General features: G+C 63.9%; 19 protein-coding genes. 6 read left to right on the top strand and 13 right to left on the bottom strand.

Annotation, left to right across the window (positions count from 1 at the left end):
• Both ACVJNE_RS12620 and pepN read right to left on the bottom strand, forming a co-directional pair.
• On the bottom strand, positions 1 to 2,331 hold the full coding sequence (locus tag ACVJNE_RS12620; protein ID WP_499566022.1) for a PAS domain-containing sensor histidine kinase: 2,331 nt from the start codon (positions 2,329 to 2,331) through the stop codon (positions 1 to 3).
• Between the two features lie 171 nt (positions 2,332 to 2,502).
• The gene (gene pepN, locus ACVJNE_RS12615; RefSeq protein WP_499566020.1) at positions 2,503 to 5,148 is read right to left on the bottom strand and encodes an aminopeptidase N; all 2,646 of its coding nucleotides are present in this window, start codon (positions 5,146 to 5,148) and stop codon (positions 2,503 to 2,505) included.
• 138 nt (positions 5,149 to 5,286) lie between these two features.
• Between pepN and ACVJNE_RS12610 the strand changes: the two genes are divergently transcribed.
• Together ACVJNE_RS12610 and ACVJNE_RS12605 are read left to right on the top strand one after the other, a co-directional pair.
• Entirely contained in the window at positions 5,287 to 7,599 is a 2,313-nt protein-coding gene (locus tag ACVJNE_RS12610) for a xanthine dehydrogenase family protein molybdopterin-binding subunit (RefSeq protein WP_499566018.1), read from the top strand.
• 58 nt (positions 7,600 to 7,657) lie between these two features.
• Positions 7,658 to 8,617 (top strand): DMT family transporter, encoded by a 960-nt coding sequence (locus ACVJNE_RS12605; RefSeq protein ID WP_499566016.1) that lies wholly within the window; start codon positions 7,658 to 7,660, stop codon positions 8,615 to 8,617.
• Between the two features lie 9 nt (positions 8,618 to 8,626).
• Here ACVJNE_RS12605 and ACVJNE_RS12600 read toward each other — a convergent pair whose 3' ends face one another.
• Entirely contained in the window at positions 8,627 to 9,427 is an 801-nt protein-coding gene (locus ACVJNE_RS12600; RefSeq protein WP_499566014.1) for a helix-turn-helix domain-containing protein, read from the bottom strand.
• Between the two features lie 178 nt (positions 9,428 to 9,605).
• Here ACVJNE_RS12600 and ACVJNE_RS12595 point away from each other — a divergent pair, with 178 nt between their 5' ends.
• Entirely contained in the window at positions 9,606 to 10,004 is a 399-nt protein-coding gene (locus ACVJNE_RS12595; protein ID WP_499566012.1) for a hypothetical protein, read from the top strand.
• 2 nt (positions 10,005 to 10,006) lie between these two features.
• Here ACVJNE_RS12595 and ACVJNE_RS12590 read toward each other — a convergent pair whose 3' ends face one another.
• Entirely contained in the window at positions 10,007 to 10,849 is an 843-nt protein-coding gene (locus ACVJNE_RS12590; protein ID WP_499566010.1) for a uracil-DNA glycosylase, read from the bottom strand.
• Positions 10,850 to 10,878: 29 nt separating this feature from the next.
• On the bottom strand, positions 10,879 to 11,475 hold the full coding sequence (locus ACVJNE_RS12585; RefSeq protein ID WP_499566008.1) for a hypothetical protein: 597 nt from the start codon (positions 11,473 to 11,475) through the stop codon (positions 10,879 to 10,881).
• Between the two features lie 296 nt (positions 11,476 to 11,771).
• Between ACVJNE_RS12585 and ACVJNE_RS12580 the strand changes: the two genes are divergently transcribed.
• A complete protein-coding gene (locus ACVJNE_RS12580) occupies positions 11,772 to 13,451 on the top strand; it encodes an electron transfer flavoprotein-ubiquinone oxidoreductase (protein WP_499566006.1) in 1,680 nt (559 codons plus the stop codon).
• Positions 13,452 to 13,510: 59 nt separating this feature from the next.
• On the opposite strand, the gene ACVJNE_RS12575 is transcribed toward ACVJNE_RS12580, so the two are convergent.
• The 5 genes from ACVJNE_RS12575 to ACVJNE_RS12555 all read right to left on the bottom strand — a co-directional run bounded on the left by ACVJNE_RS12575 (position 13,511) and on the right by ACVJNE_RS12555 (position 17,127).
• Positions 13,511 to 14,518 (bottom strand): endonuclease/exonuclease/phosphatase family protein, encoded by a 1,008-nt coding sequence (locus ACVJNE_RS12575; RefSeq protein WP_499566004.1) that lies wholly within the window; start codon positions 14,516 to 14,518, stop codon positions 13,511 to 13,513.
• 66 nt (positions 14,519 to 14,584) lie between these two features.
• On the bottom strand, positions 14,585 to 16,087 hold the full coding sequence (locus ACVJNE_RS12570; protein ID WP_499566003.1) for an AMP nucleosidase: 1,503 nt from the start codon (positions 16,085 to 16,087) through the stop codon (positions 14,585 to 14,587).
• Positions 16,088 to 16,173: 86 nt separating this feature from the next.
• Complete coding sequence (locus ACVJNE_RS12565; RefSeq protein WP_499566001.1) at positions 16,174 to 16,368, bottom strand: hypothetical protein; 195 nt, start codon at positions 16,366 to 16,368, stop codon at positions 16,174 to 16,176.
• A gap of 11 nt (positions 16,369 to 16,379) precedes the next feature.
• The gene (locus ACVJNE_RS12560) at positions 16,380 to 16,538 is read right to left on the bottom strand and encodes a hypothetical protein (RefSeq protein ID WP_173190320.1); all 159 of its coding nucleotides are present in this window, start codon (positions 16,536 to 16,538) and stop codon (positions 16,380 to 16,382) included.
• 247 nt (positions 16,539 to 16,785) lie between these two features.
• Entirely contained in the window at positions 16,786 to 17,127 is a 342-nt protein-coding gene (locus ACVJNE_RS12555) for a DUF2147 domain-containing protein (RefSeq protein ID WP_499565999.1), read from the bottom strand.
• Between the two features lie 415 nt (positions 17,128 to 17,542).
• Here ACVJNE_RS12555 and ACVJNE_RS12550 point away from each other — a divergent pair, with 415 nt between their 5' ends.
• Positions 17,543 to 17,800 (top strand): SEL1-like repeat protein, encoded by a 258-nt coding sequence (locus tag ACVJNE_RS12550; protein ID WP_173190324.1) that lies wholly within the window; start codon positions 17,543 to 17,545, stop codon positions 17,798 to 17,800.
• Between the two features lie 135 nt (positions 17,801 to 17,935).
• Here the strand turns inward: ACVJNE_RS12550 and ACVJNE_RS12545 are convergent, their stop codons facing one another.
• On the bottom strand, positions 17,936 to 19,882 hold the full coding sequence (locus ACVJNE_RS12545; protein ID WP_499565996.1) for an acetyl/propionyl/methylcrotonyl-CoA carboxylase subunit alpha: 1,947 nt from the start codon (positions 19,880 to 19,882) through the stop codon (positions 17,936 to 17,938).
• A 131-nt stretch (positions 19,883 to 20,013) separates the two neighbouring features.
• Here ACVJNE_RS12545 and ACVJNE_RS12540 point away from each other — a divergent pair, with 131 nt between their 5' ends.
• A complete protein-coding gene (locus ACVJNE_RS12540) occupies positions 20,014 to 20,613 on the top strand; it encodes a DUF922 domain-containing Zn-dependent protease (RefSeq protein ID WP_499565994.1) in 600 nt (199 codons plus the stop codon).
• 50 nt (positions 20,614 to 20,663) lie between these two features.
• Here ACVJNE_RS12540 and ACVJNE_RS12535 read toward each other — a convergent pair whose 3' ends face one another.
• Together ACVJNE_RS12535 and ACVJNE_RS12530 are read right to left on the bottom strand one after the other, a co-directional pair.
• Entirely contained in the window at positions 20,664 to 22,271 is a 1,608-nt protein-coding gene (locus ACVJNE_RS12535) for a carboxyl transferase domain-containing protein (RefSeq protein WP_499565992.1), read from the bottom strand.
• 19 nt (positions 22,272 to 22,290) lie between these two features.
• The gene (locus ACVJNE_RS12530) at positions 22,291 to 23,010 is read right to left on the bottom strand and encodes a flavodoxin family protein (protein WP_499565991.1); all 720 of its coding nucleotides are present in this window, start codon (positions 23,008 to 23,010) and stop codon (positions 22,291 to 22,293) included.
• Between the last annotated feature and the right edge of the window lie 15 nt (positions 23,011 to 23,025).

Below are 23,025 nucleotides of genomic sequence, written 5' to 3'. Positions count from 1 at the left end.
TCAGGCGGCCGCCTTCAGCTTCTTACCGACGGGAATGCGCACAGAGACGATGGTGCCTGCGCCTTCGGTCGAGCGGATCTTGAGAGCGCCGCCGTGTAGTTCGGCGAGCGAGCGGGAGATCGCAAGTCCCAGCCCGGAGCCGGTGTGGTTCTTCGAGAACTGGTTCTGCACCTGCTCGAACGGGCGGCCGAGCTTCTTCAGGGCATCCTTCGGAATGCCGCAGCCCGTATCCTCGATCGTCAGCATCACCGCGCCGGCGACCTTGCGCGCGCGCAGCGAGATGTGCCCCCCCTGGCCGGTGAACTTTACCGCGTTGGACAGCAGGTTGATGACAATCTGCTTGATGGCCCTGCGATCCGCATGCAGCACCATCTGGTTCGATATCTTGGTATCGAGCGTAATCGACTTCTCGGCAGCCTGGAGCGCGACCACCCGCACGGTCTCGGTGATCAGCGGATGAAGGTCGATACCCTCGCGATCGATCGAGAACTGTCCTGCCTCGATCTTCGACATGTCGAGGATGTCGTTGATGACGCCCAGCAGGTAGGAACCGCTGGCATGGATGTCCTTGACGTATTCGTCGTATTTGTCCGACCCGAGCGGTCCGAAATAGGCCTGCTGCATCATTTCCGAGAAGCCGATGATAGCGTTTAGCGGCGTGCGCAGTTCATGGCTCATATTGGCCAGGAACTCGGACTTCGCACGGCTTGCAGCCTCCGCGCGCTCGGTTTCCTTCATGTATTTGCGATTGAGCTCGACCAGCTCCGCCGTGCGCTCACCCTCGGCCTTGCGGGCGAGGCTCAGGTCGTGAATCGTTGCCATCTGGCGGCGTTCGCTATCGACGAGCTTCTCCTGATGCAGCTTCATCTGCGTGATGTCGGCGCCGACCGACACCATGCCACCATCACGGGTGCGCAGTTCATTGACCTGCAGCCACCGTCCGTCGACGAGTTGTCGTTCATAGGTCGCACCACCGGATGGGCCGTTGGGGTTGGCAAGGCGGCGCTGGTGCACCGGCGCTGTCATGCGCTCCTCGACGCTGGCGCGAGGAGTGCCGGGGATGATGTCCTCGTCGCACAGGCCGTTATCCTGCTTGTACTTGGAATTGCACATCACCAGGCACTGCCTGGAATCCCACAAGACGAAAGATTCCGAGATACTCTCGATGGCGGTGCGCAGCCGCATGTCCGCCGTCTCGGAGCGCTGGGCGAGTGTGCGCTGCTCGGTCACGTCGACAGCGATGCCGATCAGATGCACCTCTGGCGCATCCGGGTCGCTGACCTGCGCCTTGGCGCGGATCCAGACCCACTGACCGGCCGCGTTGCGCATCCGGAACACGTGGTCGACCTGGCCGACCTCTCGCGATACGATGCGGTTTGCGAGTTCGAAAAGATCCGCATCGTCCGGATGGATGATTTCCGCGACAGCCCCGAACGACAGCATGGCTTCGGACGGCTCATAACCGAGCATCTCGTACATCGAGCGTGACCAGTACATCTGACCGCGCACCATGTCCCAGTCCCACAGCCCGCACCTGCCGCGCACTAGAGCCAGGTCCACGCGTTCGTGCGCTTCCAGGTACAGACGATCGGCGGCCTGCGCCCGCGCTGCCTGGCCGAAATAGGCATAGAGTATCACGATCAACACCCCGGCCGTCGCCACGAACAGGGTGATGTTGAGGGTGACGGCCTTGTTCCATTCGGCAAACACATCGTCCTGCGAGATCATCGCAAGGGCTGCCCCGAGGCGGCTGTCGTCTATGCCCATGGCCGCGTACCAGGTCTGGTCGCCGACACGGACTTCCATCACGCCGGCGCGTTCGCCGAACAGGAAGAGCGGCTGCGCGCCGGACAGGACCGTTTCCAGCGAGCGCCCGACCCACTGGGCGCCGGCGGGCGTGGCGGCTTCGATGACGAAGCGGTCGTCGGTGACGACCATGACATGCCTGCTGCTGATGGAACCGTAGAGGGCGACATTGCTGATCAGGGCGTCGAAAGTCTCCCTGTCAGGTTCTCCCTCTGCCTGAGCAACGGACATGGCGTGGGTGAGGTGGCCGGCGGCCAGTCCCAGCAACCCCTTTGCCGAACGCTCGACGTCGTCCCGCTGAGCCAGCAGCGACATGCAGCGCGTGCCTGCAACGATGATGAGAAAGATCACGATCAGGATAGGGATGAGGCGTTTCAGGATCGGCTCTGCCGCGAGAAGCTGGCGGTAGGCGGGCGCGGCGATCATGCGTGCATGGCCGGTCAACTGTCCGCGCGCACGCCGGGCAACCTTGTGCCGGGCATGCATAATCCCCTCGGCCGCGTTCCACGCGTCCGCCTTTGCCATGAATGGCTCCCCGATCTGTCCCTCAAATGATCCGGCAACGCCGCACGCCCGAATCATGCATAAAGAATCAGACGTGATTCGCGCTGTCTAGTGGCCGCGCGCCGAAAGTTACGAATTCGTTACCTGTCGGCTGCGCTTAGATCGCGTGTCGCGTCAGCATCCCGCGAACACCTACGCCAGGGTCCGCTCGACAATGTCGCGCAGATCGCTGGAAAGGTCCTTCGGCGCCGCAATCGCAAGCAGCGCTTCCCGGGCTGCTGCCTGCCGGTTCGGTTCGAGAGAGCGCCACGAGCGCAGCGCCGTCGCCAGTCGTGCCGCCAGCTGCGGGTTCCGCCTCTCGATCTCCAGCACCGTCTCGGCGAAAAAGCGGTAGCCCTCACCGTCGGCGCGGTGGAAACCGGTCTGGTTGAGCGTCGAGAACGTTCCGATCAATGCCCGCACGCGATTGGGATTGGCGAGCGAAAAGCCTTTGTGGCGTGTAAGCGATTTGACGAGGTCGAGCGCAGCCTCGCCGGGAACCGTTGCCTGCGTCTGGTACCATTTGTCGAGCACCAGCGGGTCGTCGCCATATTGCGCTTCGAACGTATCAAGCGCCCGCTTCGTCGCGTCATGGCCGGCGAACCTGTGCGCGAGCACTGTCAGGGCCGCCGCCTTGTCGGTCATGTTCGTTGCCTCGTCGAACTGTGCGGCGGCAAGCGCTGGATCGTCGTCCGCAGCCGAGAGATAGCCGAGCAAGGTGTTGCGCAAAGCCCGTTGGCCGGCGCTTTCCGCATCGGGGCTGAATGTGGAGCCATCGTCCAGTTCGGCATATAGCCTGCGGAAGGTTTCGCGGTTTTGCCGTGCTATCGCATCCGTCAACGCTTCGCGGGCGATGAAGATCGCGTCCGGATCGATGTTGGCTCCGATCTCGCGGGCAACGTCGGCCTCCGCCGGCAGTGTGAGCGCAAGCGCGCGGTAGGCTGGCTCCAGCGTCCGGTCGGCGGCGATCTCGCCGGCTGCTTCGACCAGGCTGCCGTCGAACTCCGGCTGCTTCTGGCCGCGCACCATGCGAAAGCCCTGTATCAGCGATTGCGTGAACAGCGTCGTCAGTGCCTGCCAGCGGGCAACCAGGTCGCTGTCGTTGCGCGCAAGGAACAGCAGGTCTTCGGGGCGTTGCTCGACCGACAGCGTGATCGGCGCGGAGAAGCCGCGATTGAGCGATAGCACCGGGCGGCTCTTCACGCCATGGAAGCGCACGAGATGCCGCCGCTTCTTCACATGGATGACGCCATCCTCAACGCTGGCGCCGTCGACGCTCGTTGGTTCGATGTCTTTTCCATCCTCTCCGACAAGACCGAACGCGAGCGGAATATGCATCAGGCGCTTGCGGCTTTCCGACGGTGTCGGCGGCACGGACTGTTCGATCTCCATGCGGAACTCCCCGCGCTCCGCATCATGAACGCTGGAAATCGAGAGGTTCGGCGTGCCGGCCTGATGGTACCAGAGCGCGAACTGTGAGAGGTCGCGTCCCGATGCATCCTCGAAGGCCTTCAGGAAATCCTCGATCGTCGCCGCATCGCCGTCATGCCGGCTGATGTAGAGCTTCATGCCCTTCCGGAAATCGTCGGCTCCCAGCACGGTGCGGATCATGCGCACCACTTCGGAACCCTTTTCGTAGACCGTGGCCGTGTAGAAGTTGTTGATCTCGCGGTACCTGCGCGGACGCACGGGATGCGCGAGCGGCCCCTGGTCCTCGGGGAACTGGTGGGCCCGCAGCGTCCGCACTTCGGCGATGCGCTTGACCGCGCGGGAGCGCTGGTCGGCCGAAAACTCGTGGTCGCGGAAGACCGTCAGCCCTTCCTTCAGGCAAAGCTGGAACCAATCACGGCAAGTGATTCTGTTTCCTGTCCAATTGTGGAAGTATTCGTGAGCGATGATCGCCTCGATATTGGCGAAATCGGCGTCTGTGGCGGTCTCTTCGTCGGCAAGCACATACTTGTCGTTGAAGATGTTGAGCCCCTTGTTTTCCATCGCGCCCATGTTGAAGTCGGACACGGCCACGATGTTGAAGATGTCGAGGTCGTATTCGAGCCCGAAAACCTCCTCGTCCCATTTCATCGAGCGCTTCAAGGCATCCATCGCGTAGGCGGCGCGCTCCTTCTTGCCATGTTCCACATGGATGCCGAGCGCGACCTTGCGGCCGGATGCCGTGACGAACTCGTCGCGCAGCACCGCCAGGTCGCCCGCAACGAGAGCGAAGAGATAGGACGGCTTGGGGAAGGGATCGTGCCAGACGGCGAAGTGGCGCCCGCCATCCAGTGTTCCGCTTTCGACCAGATTGCCGTTCGACAGCAGTAGCGGCGCGTCCTTCCGGTCCGCTTCGATCCGCACCGTATAGATGGACAGCATATCCGGACGGTCGACGAAATACGTGATCCGGCGGAAGCCCTCGGGTTCGCACTGGGTACAATAGACGTCGTTCGAGCGGAAAAGACCCATCAGCGTGCTATTGCGGGCTGGGTCCAGCCTGGTCTTGATCGTCACGCTGAAGCGCTGTGCCTGGGGAGGCCGGGCGATGGTCAGCCGCTGTGGCGTCACCTCGAACGACGACGCGTCCGCTGACTTTCCGTCTACGGCCAGGCTCTCAAACACCAACTCGTCGCCTTCGAGCACCAGCGGCGCATTTGCAGTCGCGCCTTCGCCGCGCTCGATCTCCAGCTCTGCCGTCACAACGGTGGCGTCGCCGTCCAGCACGAAGGTAAGTCGCGTGGTGGGAATGATAAAATCGCTGGGCCGATAGTCCTCGATCCGGAAAATCTGGCCTGTGTCCTTGCGCATGCGCTGTCGTTCCTGCTGGTGGCGCGGCCTGACCGCGCAACAATCGGGTGCCGTGCTCTTTACATGATCCCGACGCTCGACAAAACTGACAGCGAACCTATCTCACAATGGTCGACAGATCGTTTCCGGGAAATCGTCATGAACGTTATGACTCCGAAGTTCGGAATGGGCGCGTCCGTTTTGCGCGTCGAGGACGAGGCTTTCATCACTGGCAAGGGCCGCTATACGGACGATATCTCGCCCGACGGCACTGTCCATGGATACGTGCTGCGCTCACCGATTGCGAAGGGGACGTTCCGGATCGGATCCGTCGAGGCGGCGCGCGCTGCGGAAGGCGTGCATCTGGTCCTGACCGGCGCTGACATTGCACATCTGGGCGACCTGAAGACCGGGGGCATGCAGAAACAGCCCGACGGCTCGCGTCCGCCCGGCCGCGACATTCCCATCCTGTGCCGTGATCGCGTCAGCTATGTCGGTGATGCGGTTGCTTTTGTGGTTGCCGATACGCGGGCGCAGGCGCAGGATGCCGCGGAACTCATCGAGATTGATTTCGAGGCTGAAGACGCCGTTTCCGGCACCGCCGAGGCGCTCGACGACGGCGCGGAACTGGTCTGGCCCGAGCATGGCACAAACAAGGCGTTCGAATACGCCATTGGCGACAAGACCAAAGCCGATGCTGCCTTTGGGGGTGCCGCACATGTCACGCGCATCGAATTCGCCAACAATCGTCTGGTCTGCAACTACATGGAAGCGCGCGCCGCGATCGGCGAGTGGAACGAGGCCGACGGACGTATGACCCTGACGACCGGGTCCCAGGGCGTGCATTCGATGCAGCGCATCATCGCGGACCAGGTATTTGGCATTTCGCACGACAAGTTGCGTGTCATCACCCCCGACGTCGGCGGTGGCTTCGGCCCGAAGGTTTTCGTCTACCGCGAATACCCGCTGGTACTGGAGGCAGCGAAGCGGCTCGGGCGACCTGTGAAATGGACGGGCGACCGCACCGAGCATTTCCTGACGGATGCGCAAGGCCGCGACAATGTGGTCGAGGCCGAGATGGCGATGGACGCTGACGGTCGTTTTCTCGGGCTTCGCGTGCGACTGGCGGCGAATATGGGCGCCTACACGCATCAGTTCGGGCCGTTCATCCCCTATGTGGGCGCCAGCATGTCCACCGGCGTCTACGACATCGAGGCGCTCGATGTGGCGATCACCGGCGTCTACACCAACACCTGCCCGGTAGACGCATATCGCGGTGCGGGACGGCCGGAAGCGGCATTCCTGGTCGAAAAGCTCGTGGATGCCTGCGCGCGCGACCTCAATCTCTCGCCGCATGAGATCCGGCGACGCAACTTCATCAGGCCGGACCAGTTTCCCTATCGGACACAGACCGGCCGCAACTACGATGTCGGCGAATTCGAAGGCCATATGAACCAGGCGATGGAGCGCGCCGACTGGGCGGGCTTCGAAGCCCGCCTCGAGCAGTCGAAGGCATCGGGCCGGCTGCGCGGCATCGGCATGGCGACCTATATCGAGGCCTGCGCCTTTGCCGGTTCAGAGCCCGCCCATGTGGAGTTGGGGGACGACGGCGTCGTGACGTTGCTGATCGGCACCCAGTCCAACGGTCAGGGCCATGCGACCGCGTATGCGCAACTGATCGCCGACAAGCTCGGACTGGACGTGACGCAGGTGCGTATGCACCAGGGCGACACCGACCGGCTGGACAAGGGCGGCGGCACGGGCGGCTCGCGCTCGATCCCGCTGGGTGGCGTTTCGGCAGCGCGGGCCGGCGAGGATCTCGCCGAAAAGATCAGGAAGATAGCAGCCGACGAGCTCGAAGCGGCGGCCGCCGACATAGAACTCGTCGATGGCGAGGCGCGTATCGTCGGCACCGACCGGCGGATCGACTTCTCCGCAATTGCCAAGGCCGCCAAGTCGCCAGACGACGTCAAGGGCTTCGGCGAGTTCGTCCAGGACGAGGCGACCTACCCGAACGGCACGCATATCTGCGAGCTGGAGATCGAGCCGGAGACCGGCCAGATCGAAATCGTCAACTACACGATCGTCGACGATTTCGGGGCTACCGTGAACCCGGTGCTGCTCGCGGGGCAGGTCCATGGTGGTGTGGTTCAGGGCATCGGCCAGGCGCTCACCGAGGACACGGTCTATTCGGAAGACGGGCAGCTCCTGACGGCCAGCTTCATGGACTACGCCATGCCGCGCGCGGACATCGTGCCGTCCTTCCATTTCGAGACCCGCAACGTGCCCTCGACCACCAACGCGCTCGGCATCAAGGGCGCAGGCGAGGCCGGAACCATCGGCGCGACCCCGGCGGTGATGAATGCCGTGACCGACGCGCTTCACAGGGCGTGCGGAATCGGCCATATCGAAATGCCCGCCACGCCGCAGCGCGTATGGCAGGCGCTCGCCGAGGCCCGCTCGTCCAGATGAGTTCCTGTTGATGCCCATATCCTGTTCCGCCGGCCCTGACAGGCCGGTCTGATCCGCCATGGCCGTACAACAATCTTCGTCGGCCGTTGCCGGCGGCACCAATCCGCTGCGCGGCATAGCGATGAAGATCGTTTCCGTTTCGGTGTTCGTGGCCATGTCCGCGCTCATCAAGGCGGCGGGGCAGTTGCCGGCAGGGCAGATCGTCTTTTTCCGTTCGTTCTTTGCCATTCTGCCGATTCTGGCCATGCTGGCCTGGCGTCAAGAACTGCGCACTGCGCTGCACACGTCCAATCCTCTGGGTCATATCGCGCGTGGTGTGGTTGGCGTCAGCGCCATGGGGCTCGGCTTCTTCGCGCTGACCCGGCTGCCTTTGCCGGAGGCAATCACCCTCAACTACGCCCAGCCGCTGCTGGTCGTCGTTTTCAGCGCGCTGTTTCTGGGCGAGACGATCCGCGTCTATCGCTGGACGGCGGTCGCCGTCGGCCTGTTCGGCGTGGTCATCATCTCCTGGCCGAATCTGACGCTGTTCGCCGGCGCGGCTGGCATGGAGAGCGAGCAGGCGCTGGGTGTCGCGGCTGCCCTTGTCGGCGCTGCTGTCTCCGCGGTTGCCATGCTGCTGGTGCGCCGGCTGGTCCAGACCGAGAAAACCGCGACCATCGTGCTGTGGTTTTCGCTGACGGCCTCTTTCATGGCGCTGCTGACGCTGCCTTTCGGATGGGCCGCGCTCTCGGCCTCACAGGCTGCGCTGCTCGTCGGAGCGGGCATTTGCGGTGGGCTGGGCCAGATCCTGATGACGGAGAGTTACCGCTACGCGGAAGCCTCCACTGTCGCGCCGTTCGAATATTCGTCCATGATACTGGGCATCGCGGTGGGCTATCTGGCCTTCGGCGATCTGCCTACTGTCTACACCATCGTCGGCGGGTTGATCGTCGTAGCCGCCGGCATCTTCATCATCTGGCGCGAGCGGCAACTGGGGCTCGAGCGGGGCAGGGCGCGCAAGGTCGCGCCGCCGCAATAGGGCGCAGGCCTACCCGCCGGAAGCGAGCGCACGCAGAAGCTCGCCTGTGCGCGCGTCCGCGGGGAAGAATGATTCGATAGCTATCTCCGACAGCGTCACGTCGAGCGGTGTACCGAACACCGTTATCGTGCTGATGAAAGACAGCACCTCGTCTCCGGCGCGCAGGCGCAGCGGCACTGCTACATTGGCGGCCGCGTCATACGCCTTGCCGTTGCCGCGCGAGCGGCCCGGATAGGCCGAGAGTTCCTTTTCCAGCGCTTCGAGCGCCGGGTCGGCTGAGGCCTCGATCTGCAAATTTAGGCGCTCGATCAGATGATTGCGCCATTCGTCGAGGTTGACGACCCGTGGTGCGAGCCCTTTAGGGTGAAGCGTTAGCCGCAAGACGTTGACAGGCGGTGCGAGTAGCGACTGGTCTTCGATGCCCGCCAGCAGCGGTCCGACGGCGGCGTTGGCAAGCACCATGTTCCAGCCCCTGTCGACGGCGATGGCCGGATAGGGCTCGTGGCCCTTGAGCACCAGTTCGACCGCCGCCAGTGCCGGTTTGAAGGAGTCGTCCTCCAGGTTGCGCTCGCCGTAGATCGGCGCGAAGCCGGCAGCGACCAGCATCTGGTTGCGCTGGCGCAGCGGCACGGCCAACCGCTCGGCAAGCCGCAGGACCATCTCGCGCGACGGCGATGAACGGCCGCTTTCCAGAAAGCTGAGATGGCGCTGGGATATTTCGGCCTCGAGCGCAAGATCGAGCTGGCTCATGCGGCGGCGCTGCCGCCATTCCTTGATCAGCGTACCCGCGCCCGGCTGCATCGTGTTCATCGCTTCTTCCCCGGATGATGTCGTTGGTCATCGAAATCTATCCGTCCGAGGTGCGATTTCCTATTACCTGATGCGTAATCGCCAGCGATCGGAAATGCGGTCATCTTCCCGGCCATCGGGTTGGCCAACGGCTCAAGACAGCAGGCCAGCCCACAGTTTCAACCAAGGGAGAACGACCATGACCATTCCGATGAACTCTTTCCTGAGGAACACGCTCCTGCTCGACGCCGTCGTTTCGGGTGCAGCCGCCGTGCTGATGGCAGCCGGCGCCGGCCTGCTTGGGCCGTTCCTGAACCTGCCGGTCTCGCTGCTGTTCTGGGCCGGCATCGTTCTGCTGCCCTGGGTGGCGCTGCTCGTGGTGCTTTCGCGCCGCCAGAGCCTGTCGCGGATGGTGCTGCTCGACGTGGTGCTGGTAAACGTCGCCTGGGTTCTTGCCAGCATCGGTATCGTCGCTTTTGGCTACGTCGAGCCGAACATGCTGGGTGTGGCCTTCGTGGTGGCACAGGCTCTCGCGGTGGCGTTCTTCGCGGTGCTCCAGTATGCCGCGCTGCGCCAGGCCCGCCCGGCAATGGCATGAGCCTACCCGCGAAGCGTCTCCAGCTTCGCCTTGACTTCCAGCAGATCCCGCCACGCAAGTTTCTTGTGGGCGGGATTTCGCAGCAGATAGGCCGGGTGCAGCGTCGGCATCGCGGCGATCTCGGTGCCTGAAGCAGTTGCATGCGTCTTCCATTTGCCGCGCAGCCTCAACACGCCCTCGCTCGCATGCAGCAGCACCTTTGCAGACGGTCCGCCCAGCGTCACCAGCACCTTGGGTGCGGCAAGCTCGATCTGTCGCTCGATGAACGGACGGCAGATTTCCGTTTCAAGTGGGGTCGGCGTGCGATTGCCGGGCGGGCGCCACGGAATGACGTTGGCGATATAGGCGCTGGTCCGATCTACGCCGATCGCCGCCAGCATCCGGTCCAGCAGCCGGCCGGAGCGGCCGACGAAGGGCAATCCCTCTATATCCTCGTCGCGCCCCGGCGCTTCGCCGACCAGCATCAGGTCGGCCTGCGGGTTTCCGTCGGAGAATACGGTCTGCTTGGCGGTGAATTTGAGGTTGCAGCCGTCGAAGGCCGAAACGATCTCGCGCAGTTCCTCCAGCGACTTGGCCTCCCGCGCGAGTTCGCGCGCACGAGCCGCCTGGGCTTCGTCCGGAACCGCCATCGCGGGAACCGGTCTTGCCTGGGCCGGCTGCGCGGCAGCTTCCCGGGGCGGCGGTTCGGTCCGTTGCGGAGCCCGGGCGCTCGCCGTTGTCGCCGCCGATTCCTCGAACCGGTCGACCGGATCCTCGGACAGCGCCTCGTCGACGCCCGCATCCGCGTAGAAGCGGAGCAGATCGGCAAGGTCGGGCAGGGGCTGGTTCGGGTCGGCGATCGACATCACAGCTCGATCTTATGCGAGCGCCGGCCTCAGGAGAAGGGCACGGTCGGGTCCTGCACCAGAAAGAACTCCCAGCGCGGCGTGAAATCCGTGATGAAGATGCGAAACGTCACCGTTTGCAGCGGATCGGTAAATCCGTTGCGAAAGATCAGGCGGTCATAGGGCTCGAAGTCGCGACTGTATTCCGCGTATCGGTCCGACGAAATGTTGCTCGACTCCGTCCGGCGCTGGTCGAAGGAAAGACCGTCTCCGAAGGTGCTCGGTTCGCCGGCGATCTCCTGCAGTTCGAACTCGAACTCCAGCCATGGCAGTCCGCTGTTGTTGAGCGCGACGATCTGCATTTGGATGAAGCCATGCGCGTAATTGCCGGAGAAGTCGCGGGCGCGAACGGGCTTCTCCGCGCGGACGACCAGCGTGACCGGGCTGGCCGATTCCAGCTCCTGGATCAGCACCACCGGGTCCTCGGGGCTTCCCGTGCCCGAGATTTCGCGGATCGCGAAGCCGCCCATCTCGTCGGAGAAGGAGTAGGGCCCCGCGTGCCACCGGCCGAGATCGTCGGCGCCAAGCGCTGGAAGCACAGCGACCGACTGAGCCAAGGTTAGCAGGATCGGCAAGCGTCTTGCCATGCATCCTCCCGACGGCAGCGCGGCGCCGGCATCTTGGCCGTTCTGGAGCTGGCTGCCCTTTGGCATTCTAGCGCCGATCGGGTCACGCGAGAAGCGCGCATGCGACCCGCGTCAGGGCACTGACAGTCAGCTCACAATGATTGACGTTTACGTTAACGTCGCTTAATTTCGGCGAGTGACGGCAAATCGCAGGCTGAGACCTTGGGTCGCGGGCGGTTTCGCCGCTCTCCAACATGCGCTATGAGCGCAAAGGGTATTAGCTTGAGTGCCGACGGGCGGACGCGGAGGATTGATTTATGAGCGAGATTGAGCGCGAAAGCATGGAGTTCGATGTGGTGATCGTCGGCGCAGGGCCGGCCGGTCTTGCCGCAGCGATCCGCCTCAAGCAGCTCAATCCCGACCTGTCGGTCGTTGTCCTCGAAAAAGGCGCAGAAGTCGGCGCGCACATCCTTTCCGGCGCCGTCGTGGACCCGATCGGCATCGACCGCCTGCTGCCGGACTGGCGTGACGAAAGCGACCATCCGTTCAAGACCCCGGTCACGGACGACCATTTCCTCGTCCTCGGGCCTGCGGGTTCGGTCCGGCTGCCCAACATCCTGATGCCGCCGCTGATGAACAATCACGGCAACTACATCGTTTCGCTCGGCAATGTCTGCCGATGGCTGGCCGGCCACGCCGAGGCGCTCGGCGTCGAGATTTATCCGGGCTTCGCCGCGGCCGAGGTTCTTTATGACGATGCCGGATCGCTGATCGGCGTGGCCACCGGCGACATGGGTGTCGAGCGCGACGGGTCGCACGGGCCGAACTATGCTCCCGGCATGGCGCTGCTCGGAAAGTATGTGCTGATCGGCGAGGGCGTGCGCGGCTCGCTCGCCAAGCAGCTCATTGCGAAATATGCGCTGGGCGAGGGGCGCGAGCCGCAGAAGTTCGGCATCGGTCTGAAGGAGCTGTGGCAGGTCGCGCCGGAGAACCATCGTCCCGGCCTCGTGCAGCACTCGTTCGGCTGGCCGCTCGGCGGCAGCACGGGCGGCGGCTCTTTCCTCTACCATCTCGAGGACAACCAGGTCGCGGTGGGCTTCGTCGTCCACCTCAACTACAAGAACCCCTACCTCGCGCCCTTCGAAGAGTTCCAGCGCTTCAAGACGCATCCGGCGATCCGCGGCACGTTCGAAGGCGCCAAGCGGCTGTCCTACGGCGCGCGCGCGATCACCGAGGGTGGCTACCAGTCTGTGCCGAAGCTCTCGTTCCCGGGTGGCGCGCTGATCGGCTGTTCGGCGGGGCTCGTCAACGTGCCGCGCATCAAGGGCTCGCACAACGCCGTGCTGTCGGGAATGCTGGCGGCCGAGCATGTCGCCGAGGCGGTTGCGGCCGGTCGCGCGCATGACGAACTGGCTGGATATGAAGAAGCCTGGCGCGCCACCGACATCGGCAAGGACCTGAAGAGGGTCCGCAACGTCAAGCCGCTGTGGTCGAAATTCGGCCTGTGGCTGGGCGTCGGGCTCGGCGGTCTCGACATGTGGCTGAATACGCTGTTCGGCTTCTCGCCCTTCGGCACCATGAAGCACGGCAAGACCGATGCGGCCGCGCTGGAGCCCGCCGCGCAGCACAAGAAGATCGAATATCCCAAGCCGGATGGCGTGCTGACCTTCGACAGGCTGTCTTCGGTGTTCCTGTCCAACACCAACCACGAGGAGGACCAGCCGGTCCATCTCCAGGTCAAGGACATGGAACTGCAGAAGCAGTCGGAGCACGACGTCTATGCCGGACCATCGTCACGGTACTGCCCGGCCGGCGTCTATGAATGGGTGGATGCCGACGGCAACGCGGCCGCCGACCGCATGGGCATAGACGTGCGCTTCGTCATCAACGCCCAGAACTGCGTCCACTGCAAGACGTGCGACATCAAGGACCCGAACCAGAACATCAACTGGGTGCCGCCGCAGGGCGGCGAGGGGCCGGTCTATCCGAATATGTGAGCGAATGGGGAACAGCGAATAGGGGGTTGCCGGCCGTAGCGTGCGCGCCAACCTGTTCGCTAACCGCTCAGCGACGCCTGCAACACGGCTGCCGGCTGTTCCTGCGGCAGCAGCATGAATTCGAACAGCAGCGGCAGGTGATCCGACCCGACCGCTTCGAGCTTCCGCACATTGACCGGCACCACGCCACCCTTGACCATGACATGGTCGATCGGCAGCCCCATTGACGGGCGCATCCAGGCCGGCAGGCGGCGGTCCAGATAGGTCGGCCCGATCCCGCGCATCATCTCCGTGCCGCTGGCCCTTGCCACGCGCTGGGCGGTCTGGCTCCAGGGAACGGCGTTCAGGTCGCCGGCGACGATGGCGGTGCTGCCGATCTCGGCGAGCAGCGGCTCGATGAGCGGAACCTGCCATTGCTGGCTGAATGGCCACGGCCAGCCGAGATGTACCGCCGCAACCTCCAGCCGCCGTCCGTTCATGTCGAGGATCACGTGGCCGAACGAGCCCCGATCGCCACAGTCTGGCTCGAAATCTGCGGCGAACGGACGACGCGACAGGATGGCCGAGCCGCCGATATAGGCAGGCGGCGGACAGATGAGCTGATACGGATAGGCGGCCTTGAGCACGATCAGCTTTTCGATCCAGTAGGCCGAGACTTCGTTGAGCGTGATCACATCCGGCTTTTCCCGCCCGATCATCGACAGGACTTCGTTGGGCCGCGGATTGTCGTAGCGCAGGTTGAGCTGCACCAAACGATAGACACTGCCGCCCGGTTCGGCCGAAGCGGCGTTCACGTTCATCGCATGGCCGGAAAGCCCTATGGTCTGAATAATTGCCGTCGCGCCGAAAAGCGCAGCGAAGGCCGCCTCCGGCCAGTAGCGCAGGAAGACCAGCAACGGCACGCCGCAGACGAGCAGGCCCGCAGCCAGATGAATGCGCAGGTGCGAGAAGGAATCGAACGCGAAATGGATCCAGCCGAGATAGCCGAACGCCAGCGCAGCCGCGATGCCAAGCAGCGTGGTGACGGCCAGCAGCCGCAATATGATTGATCCCCTCAGGCGGTCCATGGCGCTCGGATGGTCGAAGATTGAGGCGCGATCAAGACAGCCGCGCCGCTCTGCTGAGCGTCGAACTTACAGGAACGCGGTTTCCGAAAAGCTGCGCAGTTTGCGCGAATGCAGCCTTTCGGCCGGCATCTCGGCGAGCTTTTCCATGGCGCGGATGCCGATGGTCAGGTGCTGGGACACCTGCCGCTTGTAGAATTCCGTCGCCATGCCCGGAAGCTTAAGTTCGCCGTGGAGCGGCTTGTCCGAGACGCAGAGCAATGTCCCGTACGGCACGCGGAAGCGGAAACCGTTGGCCGCGATGGTGGCCGATTCCATGTCGAGCGCAATGGCGCGCGATTGCGAGAGCCGCTGCACGGGGCCACGCTGGTCGCGCAGTTCCCAGTTGCGGTTGTCGATGGTCGCGACCGTTCCCGTGCGCATGATGCGTTTCAGGTCGTATCCTGAAAGCCCGGTCACCTCGGCCACCGCCTCCTGCACCGCCACCTGGATTTCGGCCAGCGCCGGGATCGGCACCCAGACCGGCAGATCGTCGTCGAGCACGTGGTCCTCGCGCACATAGGCGTGAGCCAGCACATAGTCGCCCAGTGCCTGGGTGTTGCGCAGCCCGGCGCAGTGGCCGAGCATCAGCCAGGCATGCGGGCGGAGCACTGCGATATGGTCGGTGATCGTCTTGGCGTTGGAAGGGCCGACGCCGATATTGACCATCGTGATGCCGCCATGGCCCGGCTTGGACAGATGGTAGGCCGGCATCTGCGGCATACGGGTCAGCGTCGAGCCTTCGTGCGGCATGGTCTCGCCGGCACGCGTGATGACGTTGCCGGGCTCGATGAAGGCCTCGTAGCCATCGCCGCCTTTGGCCATCAGCTCGCGCGCCAGCACGCAGAACTCGTCGATGTAGAACTGGTAGTTCGTGAACAGCACGAAATTCTGGAAGTGGTTCGGGCTGGTGGCCGTGTAGTGCGACAGCCTGTGCAGCGAATAGTCGATGCGCTGCGCGGTAAACGGCGCCAGCGGCATCGGCTCGCCCGGCAGCGGCTCGTAGGTGCCGTTGGCGATGTGGTCGTCCGTGGCGTTCAGGTCGGGCACGTCGAAGAGGTCACGCAGCGGCCGCTGGATGCGGTCGGCCACGCCGGCATCCACGTGCGTGCCTTCGAGGAACGCGAAATGCAGCGGGATCGGTGTTTCGGATTCGCCCACCGTCACCGGCACGCCGTGGTTGCGCATCAGCAGCCGAAGCTGCTCGGTCAGGTAGCTGTCGAACAGATCGGGGCGGGTGATGGTTGTCGAGTAGTGCCCCGGCGCGGCCATGTGCCCGTAGGAAAGCCGCGTGTCGATCTGGGTGTAGGAGGAGGTCGAGACACCGACCTCGGGATAGAAGGCGCGATAGCGGCGCTGCTGGTCGACACTTTCGCCGAGCTTGTCGAACGAGTCCCTCAGGAAGCTCGTGTTGCGGTCGTAGAGGGCCTTGAGCGCATCGACGGCCTCGCGCGCGTCGGTGAAGCTCTGGCGGGCATAGGGCTCCGGCGTGGAGACCGATTCGATGGGTTGTGGGTAGATTCGCTTTTCCATGACCTATTATAGAGACTTGGTCATGACGTTTCGAGGGTCCCCACCTCCAATTTCCATTTGAAGCTGTTTTGCGGTCTGCCTGACATTCACAGGCGGCGCAGGCTCGTGACCAGCACGAAACCGATGCCCTTCTGCGGCGAGCCGGCGCTTTCGATGATGCTGGCCGAACCGGCCTGCACGGACTGTATCGCGAGCAGCGGCGTGAACAGCAGCATGAAAAGCAGGGTCACGCGCAATGCCGCGGTGAACAGGCCTGGGAAAGCGTTTGCGATCTGGTTCATCGGTCGCCTCTTCAGTGACGGGCCGGGATGGCGCAGCCGCTGGCATCGCAGCTCAGGAAGCCCGTCGGGCGCACGTGGTTGGCGCGGCTGTCCTCTGCGACAAGCATGGAGAGCGCCATGCCGAACGAGGCGACGAGCAGGCATACGATTGTGAAGCGGCGGCTGAGCATCTCTGGCGGTGTCCTTCGTTTGTGACCGAAAGATGCCAGAAGCCGGCTGAACCATGGCTGAGATGTGCATTCATCTGCCGTTCAGCGACCTTAACGAAAGCTTGCAGGTATTGATTGGTGCGGCTTTGCGCCGGCTTGGGAGGCCAGCACGAACGTTTTCCTAGCCATGCCGTCGAAGGATTGTACTGCTGGACGCGAGCCCGACCGGCGGTCCAGCGTCATGCGGGACCGCCGGCGGCAGCGTGAGCTACTGCCGCTTCCAGTTCTGGGTGCGGCAGAAGATGGCCGCTACGCAGCCCTGCATGGCAAGGCTGTTGCCGTTCAGCGTGGCATTGCCGGAATAGGTCTTGTCGTTCGCGGGGTCGGTGATCTTCCCCTTATATTTGCCGCTTCCGGCCGGCTGCATCTGGCCGATGCGTTTGCCATTATGCTCGCCGCTGCGCAGCGTAATCATGAAGCTGCCCCCGGACGCAGCGATCTGGGCGATGGCGCCGCTGTCTGTCTTCCAGTTCCCCTCGATGGGATCGGCAAGCGCGGTGCCCGCGAGCATCAGGGTCAGTGCGGCTGTGGCTGTAATTCTGCGAAGCATGTTTTTCCTCCCATCCCGGACGGGCTCATATCCCGGCGCGGGCTTGTTACTTACGCAAACGTAAACGTAAACGAATTCGTGTTGCCGCGAAAGACCCCGCATGCACGGCAGGATTGCGCGACTTTCTGCGCCATGCGGTCGCGCAATCGTCGAAAGAAGCCGGAGCGTGGTTAGCGAAAGCTTTCGCGGGCGCAGGACAATTTTCAACGACTTTTCGGCGAAATGCGGAGAACTCCGCGCTTCCTATCCTTAACGAAATCCGAGCTTTACTTCTTGTTTTAGTTTTGTTTTCCGCAAATTAAGCAAGCCATTTAACGACGGATTCAAGCCTCCGCTGCATTCTCCAAACCATCGGATCACACGACGGGACCCGCACAAAACAAGGGCTCTCGGGAGACACACAGGGGACTGGAACATGGCACGTTTTGACATGCTTGAAGCCGGCATCGGCTCCACCGCACAGGCTGAAATCCTTTTCGAACTCGGCATGATGTATGCCACCGGACGCGACTGCGACGTCGATCTCGTCGCCGCCCACAAATGGTTCAACATTGCCGCGATCAAGGGTTCTGATCGTGCTGCCGGGCTGCGGGCCGAACTTGCCGCGACCATGAGCAAGCAGGACATCGCAAGGGCGCTTCGCGCGGCCCGTGAATGGATGACCGTGCACTGAGTTTTACGAGGCGCGGCGTTCGCGCCTCATGGAATGAACAGGGATGGCGAGTTGGGTGCGGGCGCACCGGGGCTTGACCATGAGCGAGGGTCGCGACCGGCGGGAACAGCCGGCGCGGCCTTCGCTTTTTTCGGCTCAGGCCTCGGCTTCCTCCTGGAACCGCACCAGCACGGTCCCGTCGGTAACCTGTGCGCCTTCGGTGGCGATCTCTTCGACGATGCCATCATGCGGCGCGGAAATGGTGTGCTCCATCTTCATCGCTTCCAGCACCAATAGCGGCTGGCCCTTGGCGACCGCATCGCCCACAGCCGCCCGCACCACTTTGACCAGCCCCGGCATCGGCGCACGCAGGGCGTCACCGCCAGCCGCCGCCGCTTCGGCTTCGGCGAACGGATCGGCCACCGCGAAGGTGTGGCTGGCCGCACCGGCAAACACCGTAACATGGCCGGGCCAACGTGCGGCCCGCCTGGCGGTCGCGAGCGGCTGCGTTGTCGTGGCGCCGTCGATGGTGACGGCCGCGTTGCCGTTGGCTGCGATGGCGAGCTTTGCGACGATCTCGTTGCCCTCATGTGAGAGACGCACCTGCCGCACGGGCGCATGGAAATGCGCGTAGCCGGCCAGCGATGCCCAAGGGTCCACCGCCTGCGGGTTGGTCTCGACTCCGGCGGCTGCAATGGCAGCGGCTGCAAGCTGGCCTGTTGTCGGAGCGTGTGAAGCTGTCAGTTCCGCCTGCTTGCGTTCGATGAGCCCGGTATCGACGTCGCCGGCTGCGAAATCCACGTCGCTGGCAAGTGCTGCGAGGAACGCAGTGTTGACCACCGAGCCCGCGATTTCCGTGGCGGCGAGTGCTTCGCCCAACGCCTCCAGTGCGGCACCGCGGTCGGGTCCGTGAACCACCAGCTTTGCGATCATCGGATCGTAGAAAGGCGAGATCGAATCGCCCTCGCGCACGCCGGTTTCGACGCGAAGTGCCGCCGTTGCCGGCGGAAAATGCAGATGATGCAGGGTGCCGATCGCCGGCAGGAACCCCTTAGCCGCGTCCTCAGCGTAAAGCCGTGCCTCGAACGCATGGCCCGACAGCGAAATCTGGTCCTGCAGCTTCGGCAGCCGCTCGCCGCTTGCCACCCGCAACTGCCATTCGACCAGATCGACGCCGGTGACCATCTCCGTCACCGGATGTTCCACCTGCAGTCGCGTGTTCATCTCCATGAACCAGAAGCGGTCGGGCCGCAGCCCCTCCGAGGCGTCGACGATGAATTCGATCGTGCCGGCACCCGAATAGTTGATGGCCTGCGCCGCAGTCACGGCGGCTTCGGTCATCGCCGCGCGCATCTCGGGGGGCATGCTGGGGGCGGGGGCTTCCTCGATCACCTTCTGGTGCCGCCGCTGCGCGGAGCAGTCGCGCTCGAAGAGGTGGACCACGTTGCCGTGGTTGTCGCCGAACACCTGCACTTCGATGTGCCGGGGCTTCTCGACATATTTCTCGACCAGAACCCGGTCGTCGCCAAACGCCGCCTTGGCCTCGCGTTTTGCCGCAGCCAGCGCCTCGGGAAAGGCGTCCGGATCATCGACCTTGCGCATGCCCTTGCCGCCGCCGCCGGCCCGCGCCTTGATGAGCACGGGGTAGCCGATCTCGCGTGCCTTGGAGGCGAGAATCACGATCTCCTGGCCTTCACCATGATAGCCGGGCACCACCGGCACGCCGGCCTTCTCCATCAGACGCTTGGCAGCGTCCTTCAGCCCCATGGCACGGATCGATGCCGCCGATGGACCGATGAAGACGAGACCGGCTGCTTCCACCGCCTCCACGAAATCGGGGTTTTCCGACAGGAAGCCGTAGCCGGGGTGGATCGCCTGCGCTCCGGTGGCCTTGGCGGCCTCGATAATCTTCGCCGCCACCAGATAGCTCTCGCCGACGGGAGACGCGCCGATATGCACGGCTTCGTCCGCCATCTCCACGTGCAGCGAGCGGCTGTCGGCATCCGAATAGACGGCGACGGTCGCGATGCCCATTCGGCGCGCGGTGCGGATGACGCGGCACGCGATCTCGCCGCGATTGGCGATCAGGATCTTGTCGAACATGAAGCTCTCCTGGAAACGGGAATCCTGCAACGGCGTTGGCCCTCCGTGACGATAGCCATGCCGAATGCGGTTGTGCAGATTGGTGCTTTGCCCCTACCTTGCCGCGCGAGCGAGGCAGGCGAGGAAATGCCATGACGAGAGGTTTGCGATTGCTGGCCGCGGCGGCAGCGATTGTATGGATGCCGGCGGCTGCCCATGCCGACTGGAAGCCGGTGGAGAAGATCGAGCACTACCGGGTATCGGGCAGCTCGGGCATCGATCTCTACCGGTCCATCGGTGAGAACGGGCCGCAGGTCGGCGTCGGACGCGCCATCGCGTTCACCGACTTCAAGCTGTTGTGGTCGCGCGACTATCGTCCGCAGCCGGACGGCTCCTGCACGCTGGTATCCGCGCGTCCGAGCCTGACCATCATCTATCGCCTGCCGAAGGCGTCCGGCGACATGCCGGCGGCGACACGGCGTTTGTGGGAAACCTTCGTCACCGGTGTGACCGCGCATGAGAAGGTCCATGGCGAGTTCATCGTCGATCTCGTCAAGGCGATCGAGGCCACCTCGGTCGGTCTGTCCGCGCCCAACGATCCCGACTGCCAGAAGGTGCGCGCCGAGCTGCAGAGCCGTCTCGGCCCGCTGTCGCAGGAGCAGCGCCGTCGCAGCCGCGAATTCGACCAGGTCGAGTTGACCGACGGCGGCAACGTCCACCGGCTGGTGCTCGCGCTGGTGAACGGCGGATAGGGCGGTCGCACCCGCAGCCCGTCTCGCTTTTGGGATGCCAGCCTGCATCGTCACATCCTGAACACGCCGAACTTCGTATCCGGCACCGGCGCGTTGAGCGCCGCGCTCAGCGACAGTGCCAGCACATCGCGGGTCTTCGCCGGATCGATGATGCCGTCGTCCCACAGCCGGGCGGACGAGTAGAGCGGGTGCCCCTCATGCTCGTACTTCATCAGGATCGGCTTGCGGAATTTCGCCTCGTCTTCGGCCGACCAGTCCTCACCTCTGCGCTCGTAACCCTCGCGCTTGACCATCGCCAGGACGGTCGCTGCCTGTTCGCCGCCCATCACGGAGATGCGCGCGTTGGGCCACATCCACAGGAAGCGTGGCGAGTAGGCGCGTCCGCACATGCCGTAATTGCCCGCGCCGAAGGAGCCGCCGATGATGACGGTGAGCTTCGGCACCTGCGCGGTCGCCACCGCCGTCACCAGCTTGGCGCCGTCCTTGGCGATGCCGCCTGCCTCGTATTTGCGTCCGACCATGAAGCCGGTGATGTTCTGCAGGAAGATCAGCGGGATCTTGCGCTGGCAGCACAGCTCGATGAAATGCGCGCCCTTTAGCGCGCTTTCGGAAAACAGCACCCCGTTGTTGCCGAGGATGCCGACCGGCATGCCGTGCAGGTGGGCAAAGCCGGCAACCAGTGTGGTTCCGTAGTTCTGCTTGAACTCGTCGAACTCCGAGCCGTCCACCAGGCGTGCGATGACTTCGCGCACGTCGTAGGGCTGGCGCAGATCGGTGGGCACCACGCCGTAGATCTCTTCCGGTGCGTAAAGCGGTTGAATCGGTTTGCGCAGCGTCACGCCTATCCGCTTGTTCCGATTCAGGTTCTTGACGATGCGCCGGACGATCGCGAGCGCATGCGTGTCGTCGGTGGCGTAGTGGTCGGCGACACCGGATTCGCGCGTATGCAGGTCCGCGCCGCCAAGCTCTTCGGCCGTTACGTCCTCGCCTGTCGCCGCCTTCACCAGCGGCGGCCCGCCGAGGAAGATGGTCGCCTGTTTACGCACCATGATCGTCTCGTCCGACATTGCAGGGACATAGGCGCCGCCCGCCGTGCACGACCCCATCACGCAGGCGATCTGCGGAATGCCGGCAGCCGACATGTTGGCCTGGTTGAAGAAGATGCGGCCGAAATGCTCGCGGTCTGGAAACACCTCGTCCTGGTTGGGCAGGTTGGCACCGCCTGAATCGACGAGGTAGATGCAGGGCAGATTGTTCTGCAACGCGATCTCCTGTGCGCGCAGATGCTTCTTCACTGTCAGCGGATAATAGGTGCCGCCCTTCACCGTCGCGTCGTTCACGACGACCATGCACTCGGTGCCCTCGATCCGCCCGATGCCGCAGATCATGCCGGCCGAGGCGATGTCCTCGCCATACATGCCCCATGCCGTGAACTGGCCGATCTCGAGGAAAGGCGCGCCGGTGTCGAGCAGCTGGGCCAGGCGTTCGCGCGGCAGGAGCTTGCCACGGGCGACGTGACGCTCGCGGGCCTCCTCGCTGCCGCCGAGCTCGACGGTCGCGGCCTTGTCGGAGATGTCGGCGACGAGCTCGCGCATCCGCTCGGCATTTGCCCTAAAGGCGTCGGAGGAGGGCGAGAGTTCGGACTTGATGATGGGCATTGCGGCTCCCGTGAGCTTTTTATTGCGCGGTCGTGTTGCCGTAGGCGGGAACGCCGCCCGCATCGTTCAGCATGCGCGCGAAGTGCATGAGATTGAAGGTCATGGTGGTCAGATTCTTGCGGGTGAAGTCGTTGTCGAAGCCGGCCTGGCTCCCGTCGTCCATCGTGTCGCCGTAGGAGGGGCCGGGGCCTGCCTCGCCGATCCAGCCGCAATCGGCTTGGGGCGGCACCGTGTAGCCCACATGTTGCAGCGAATAGAGCACCGTGTTGGACACGGCCTTGATGCCGTCCTCGTTGCCGGTGACCATGCAGCCTCCCACCTTGCCGTAGTAGATGTACTGGCATTTGTCGTTTTTCTGCGCCGAATGCGCGTAGAGCCGTTCGATGATCATGCGGCAGATGGAACTTTCCTCTCCGAGCCAGATCGGCGTGCCGATAACGAGGATATGGCTGTCGCGCACCTTCGGCCAGATGCGGTCCGGCCAATCGTCCACTTCAGCGCCATGCTTGCGCATGTCCGGCTGGACGCCGAAGGCGATCCGGTGGTCAGCCGCGCGCAGATAGTCGGTCGAAACACCGCAACCCGACATGATCTCGATCGCGTCGCGCATGAGCGTCTCGGTGTGCGACCGGCCTTGTTCGGTGGGTGTCAACGTGGTGTTGATGAACAGCGCGCGCAGACCGGAAAAATCGGCCCGGTTGCCGGAAATGAGCTCTTTCTGGCGTTGTTCAAGCGGCATGTCGTGCCTCCATTT

The organism is Mesorhizobium sp. DxT (assembly GCF_058448885.1).
The sequence above is the reverse complement of the archived record's forward strand: the minus strand, read 5'-3'. Positions and strand labels throughout refer to the sequence as shown.

Bases quoted from the DNA above. Each gene is read 5' to 3' on its own strand.
- ACVJNE_RS12620 (WP_499566022.1), bottom strand. From the start codon at position 2,331: ATGGCAAAGGCGGACGCGTGGAACGCGGCCGAGGGGATTATGCATGCC.
- pepN (WP_499566020.1), bottom strand. From the start codon at position 5,148: ATGCGCAAGGACACAGGCCAGATTTTCCGGATCGAGGACTATCGGCCC.
- ACVJNE_RS12610 (WP_499566018.1), top strand. From the start codon at position 5,287: ATGAACGTTATGACTCCGAAGTTCGGAATGGGCGCGTCCGTTTTGCGC.
- ACVJNE_RS12605 (WP_499566016.1), top strand. From the start codon at position 7,658: ATGGCCGTACAACAATCTTCGTCGGCCGTTGCCGGCGGCACCAATCCG.
- ACVJNE_RS12600 (WP_499566014.1), bottom strand. From the start codon at position 9,427: ATGAACACGATGCAGCCGGGCGCGGGTACGCTGATCAAGGAATGGCGG.
- ACVJNE_RS12595 (WP_499566012.1), top strand. From the start codon at position 9,606: ATGACCATTCCGATGAACTCTTTCCTGAGGAACACGCTCCTGCTCGAC.
- ACVJNE_RS12590 (WP_499566010.1), bottom strand. From the start codon at position 10,849: ATGTCGATCGCCGACCCGAACCAGCCCCTGCCCGACCTTGCCGATCTG.
- ACVJNE_RS12585 (WP_499566008.1), bottom strand. From the start codon at position 11,475: ATGGCAAGACGCTTGCCGATCCTGCTAACCTTGGCTCAGTCGGTCGCT.
- ACVJNE_RS12580 (WP_499566006.1), top strand. From the start codon at position 11,772: ATGAGCGAGATTGAGCGCGAAAGCATGGAGTTCGATGTGGTGATCGTC.
- ACVJNE_RS12575 (WP_499566004.1), bottom strand. From the start codon at position 14,518: ATGGACCGCCTGAGGGGATCAATCATATTGCGGCTGCTGGCCGTCACC.
- ACVJNE_RS12570 (WP_499566003.1), bottom strand. From the start codon at position 16,087: ATGGAAAAGCGAATCTACCCACAACCCATCGAATCGGTCTCCACGCCG.
- ACVJNE_RS12565 (WP_499566001.1), bottom strand. From the start codon at position 16,368: ATGAACCAGATCGCAAACGCTTTCCCAGGCCTGTTCACCGCGGCATTG.
- ACVJNE_RS12560 (WP_173190320.1), bottom strand. From the start codon at position 16,538: ATGCTCAGCCGCCGCTTCACAATCGTATGCCTGCTCGTCGCCTCGTTC.
- ACVJNE_RS12555 (WP_499565999.1), bottom strand. From the start codon at position 17,127: ATGCTTCGCAGAATTACAGCCACAGCCGCACTGACCCTGATGCTCGCG.
- ACVJNE_RS12550 (WP_173190324.1), top strand. From the start codon at position 17,543: ATGGCACGTTTTGACATGCTTGAAGCCGGCATCGGCTCCACCGCACAG.
- ACVJNE_RS12545 (WP_499565996.1), bottom strand. From the start codon at position 19,882: ATGTTCGACAAGATCCTGATCGCCAATCGCGGCGAGATCGCGTGCCGC.
- ACVJNE_RS12540 (WP_499565994.1), top strand. From the start codon at position 20,014: ATGACGAGAGGTTTGCGATTGCTGGCCGCGGCGGCAGCGATTGTATGG.
- ACVJNE_RS12535 (WP_499565992.1), bottom strand. From the start codon at position 22,271: ATGCCCATCATCAAGTCCGAACTCTCGCCCTCCTCCGACGCCTTTAGG.
- ACVJNE_RS12530 (WP_499565991.1), bottom strand. From the start codon at position 23,010: ATGCCGCTTGAACAACGCCAGAAAGAGCTCATTTCCGGCAACCGGGCC.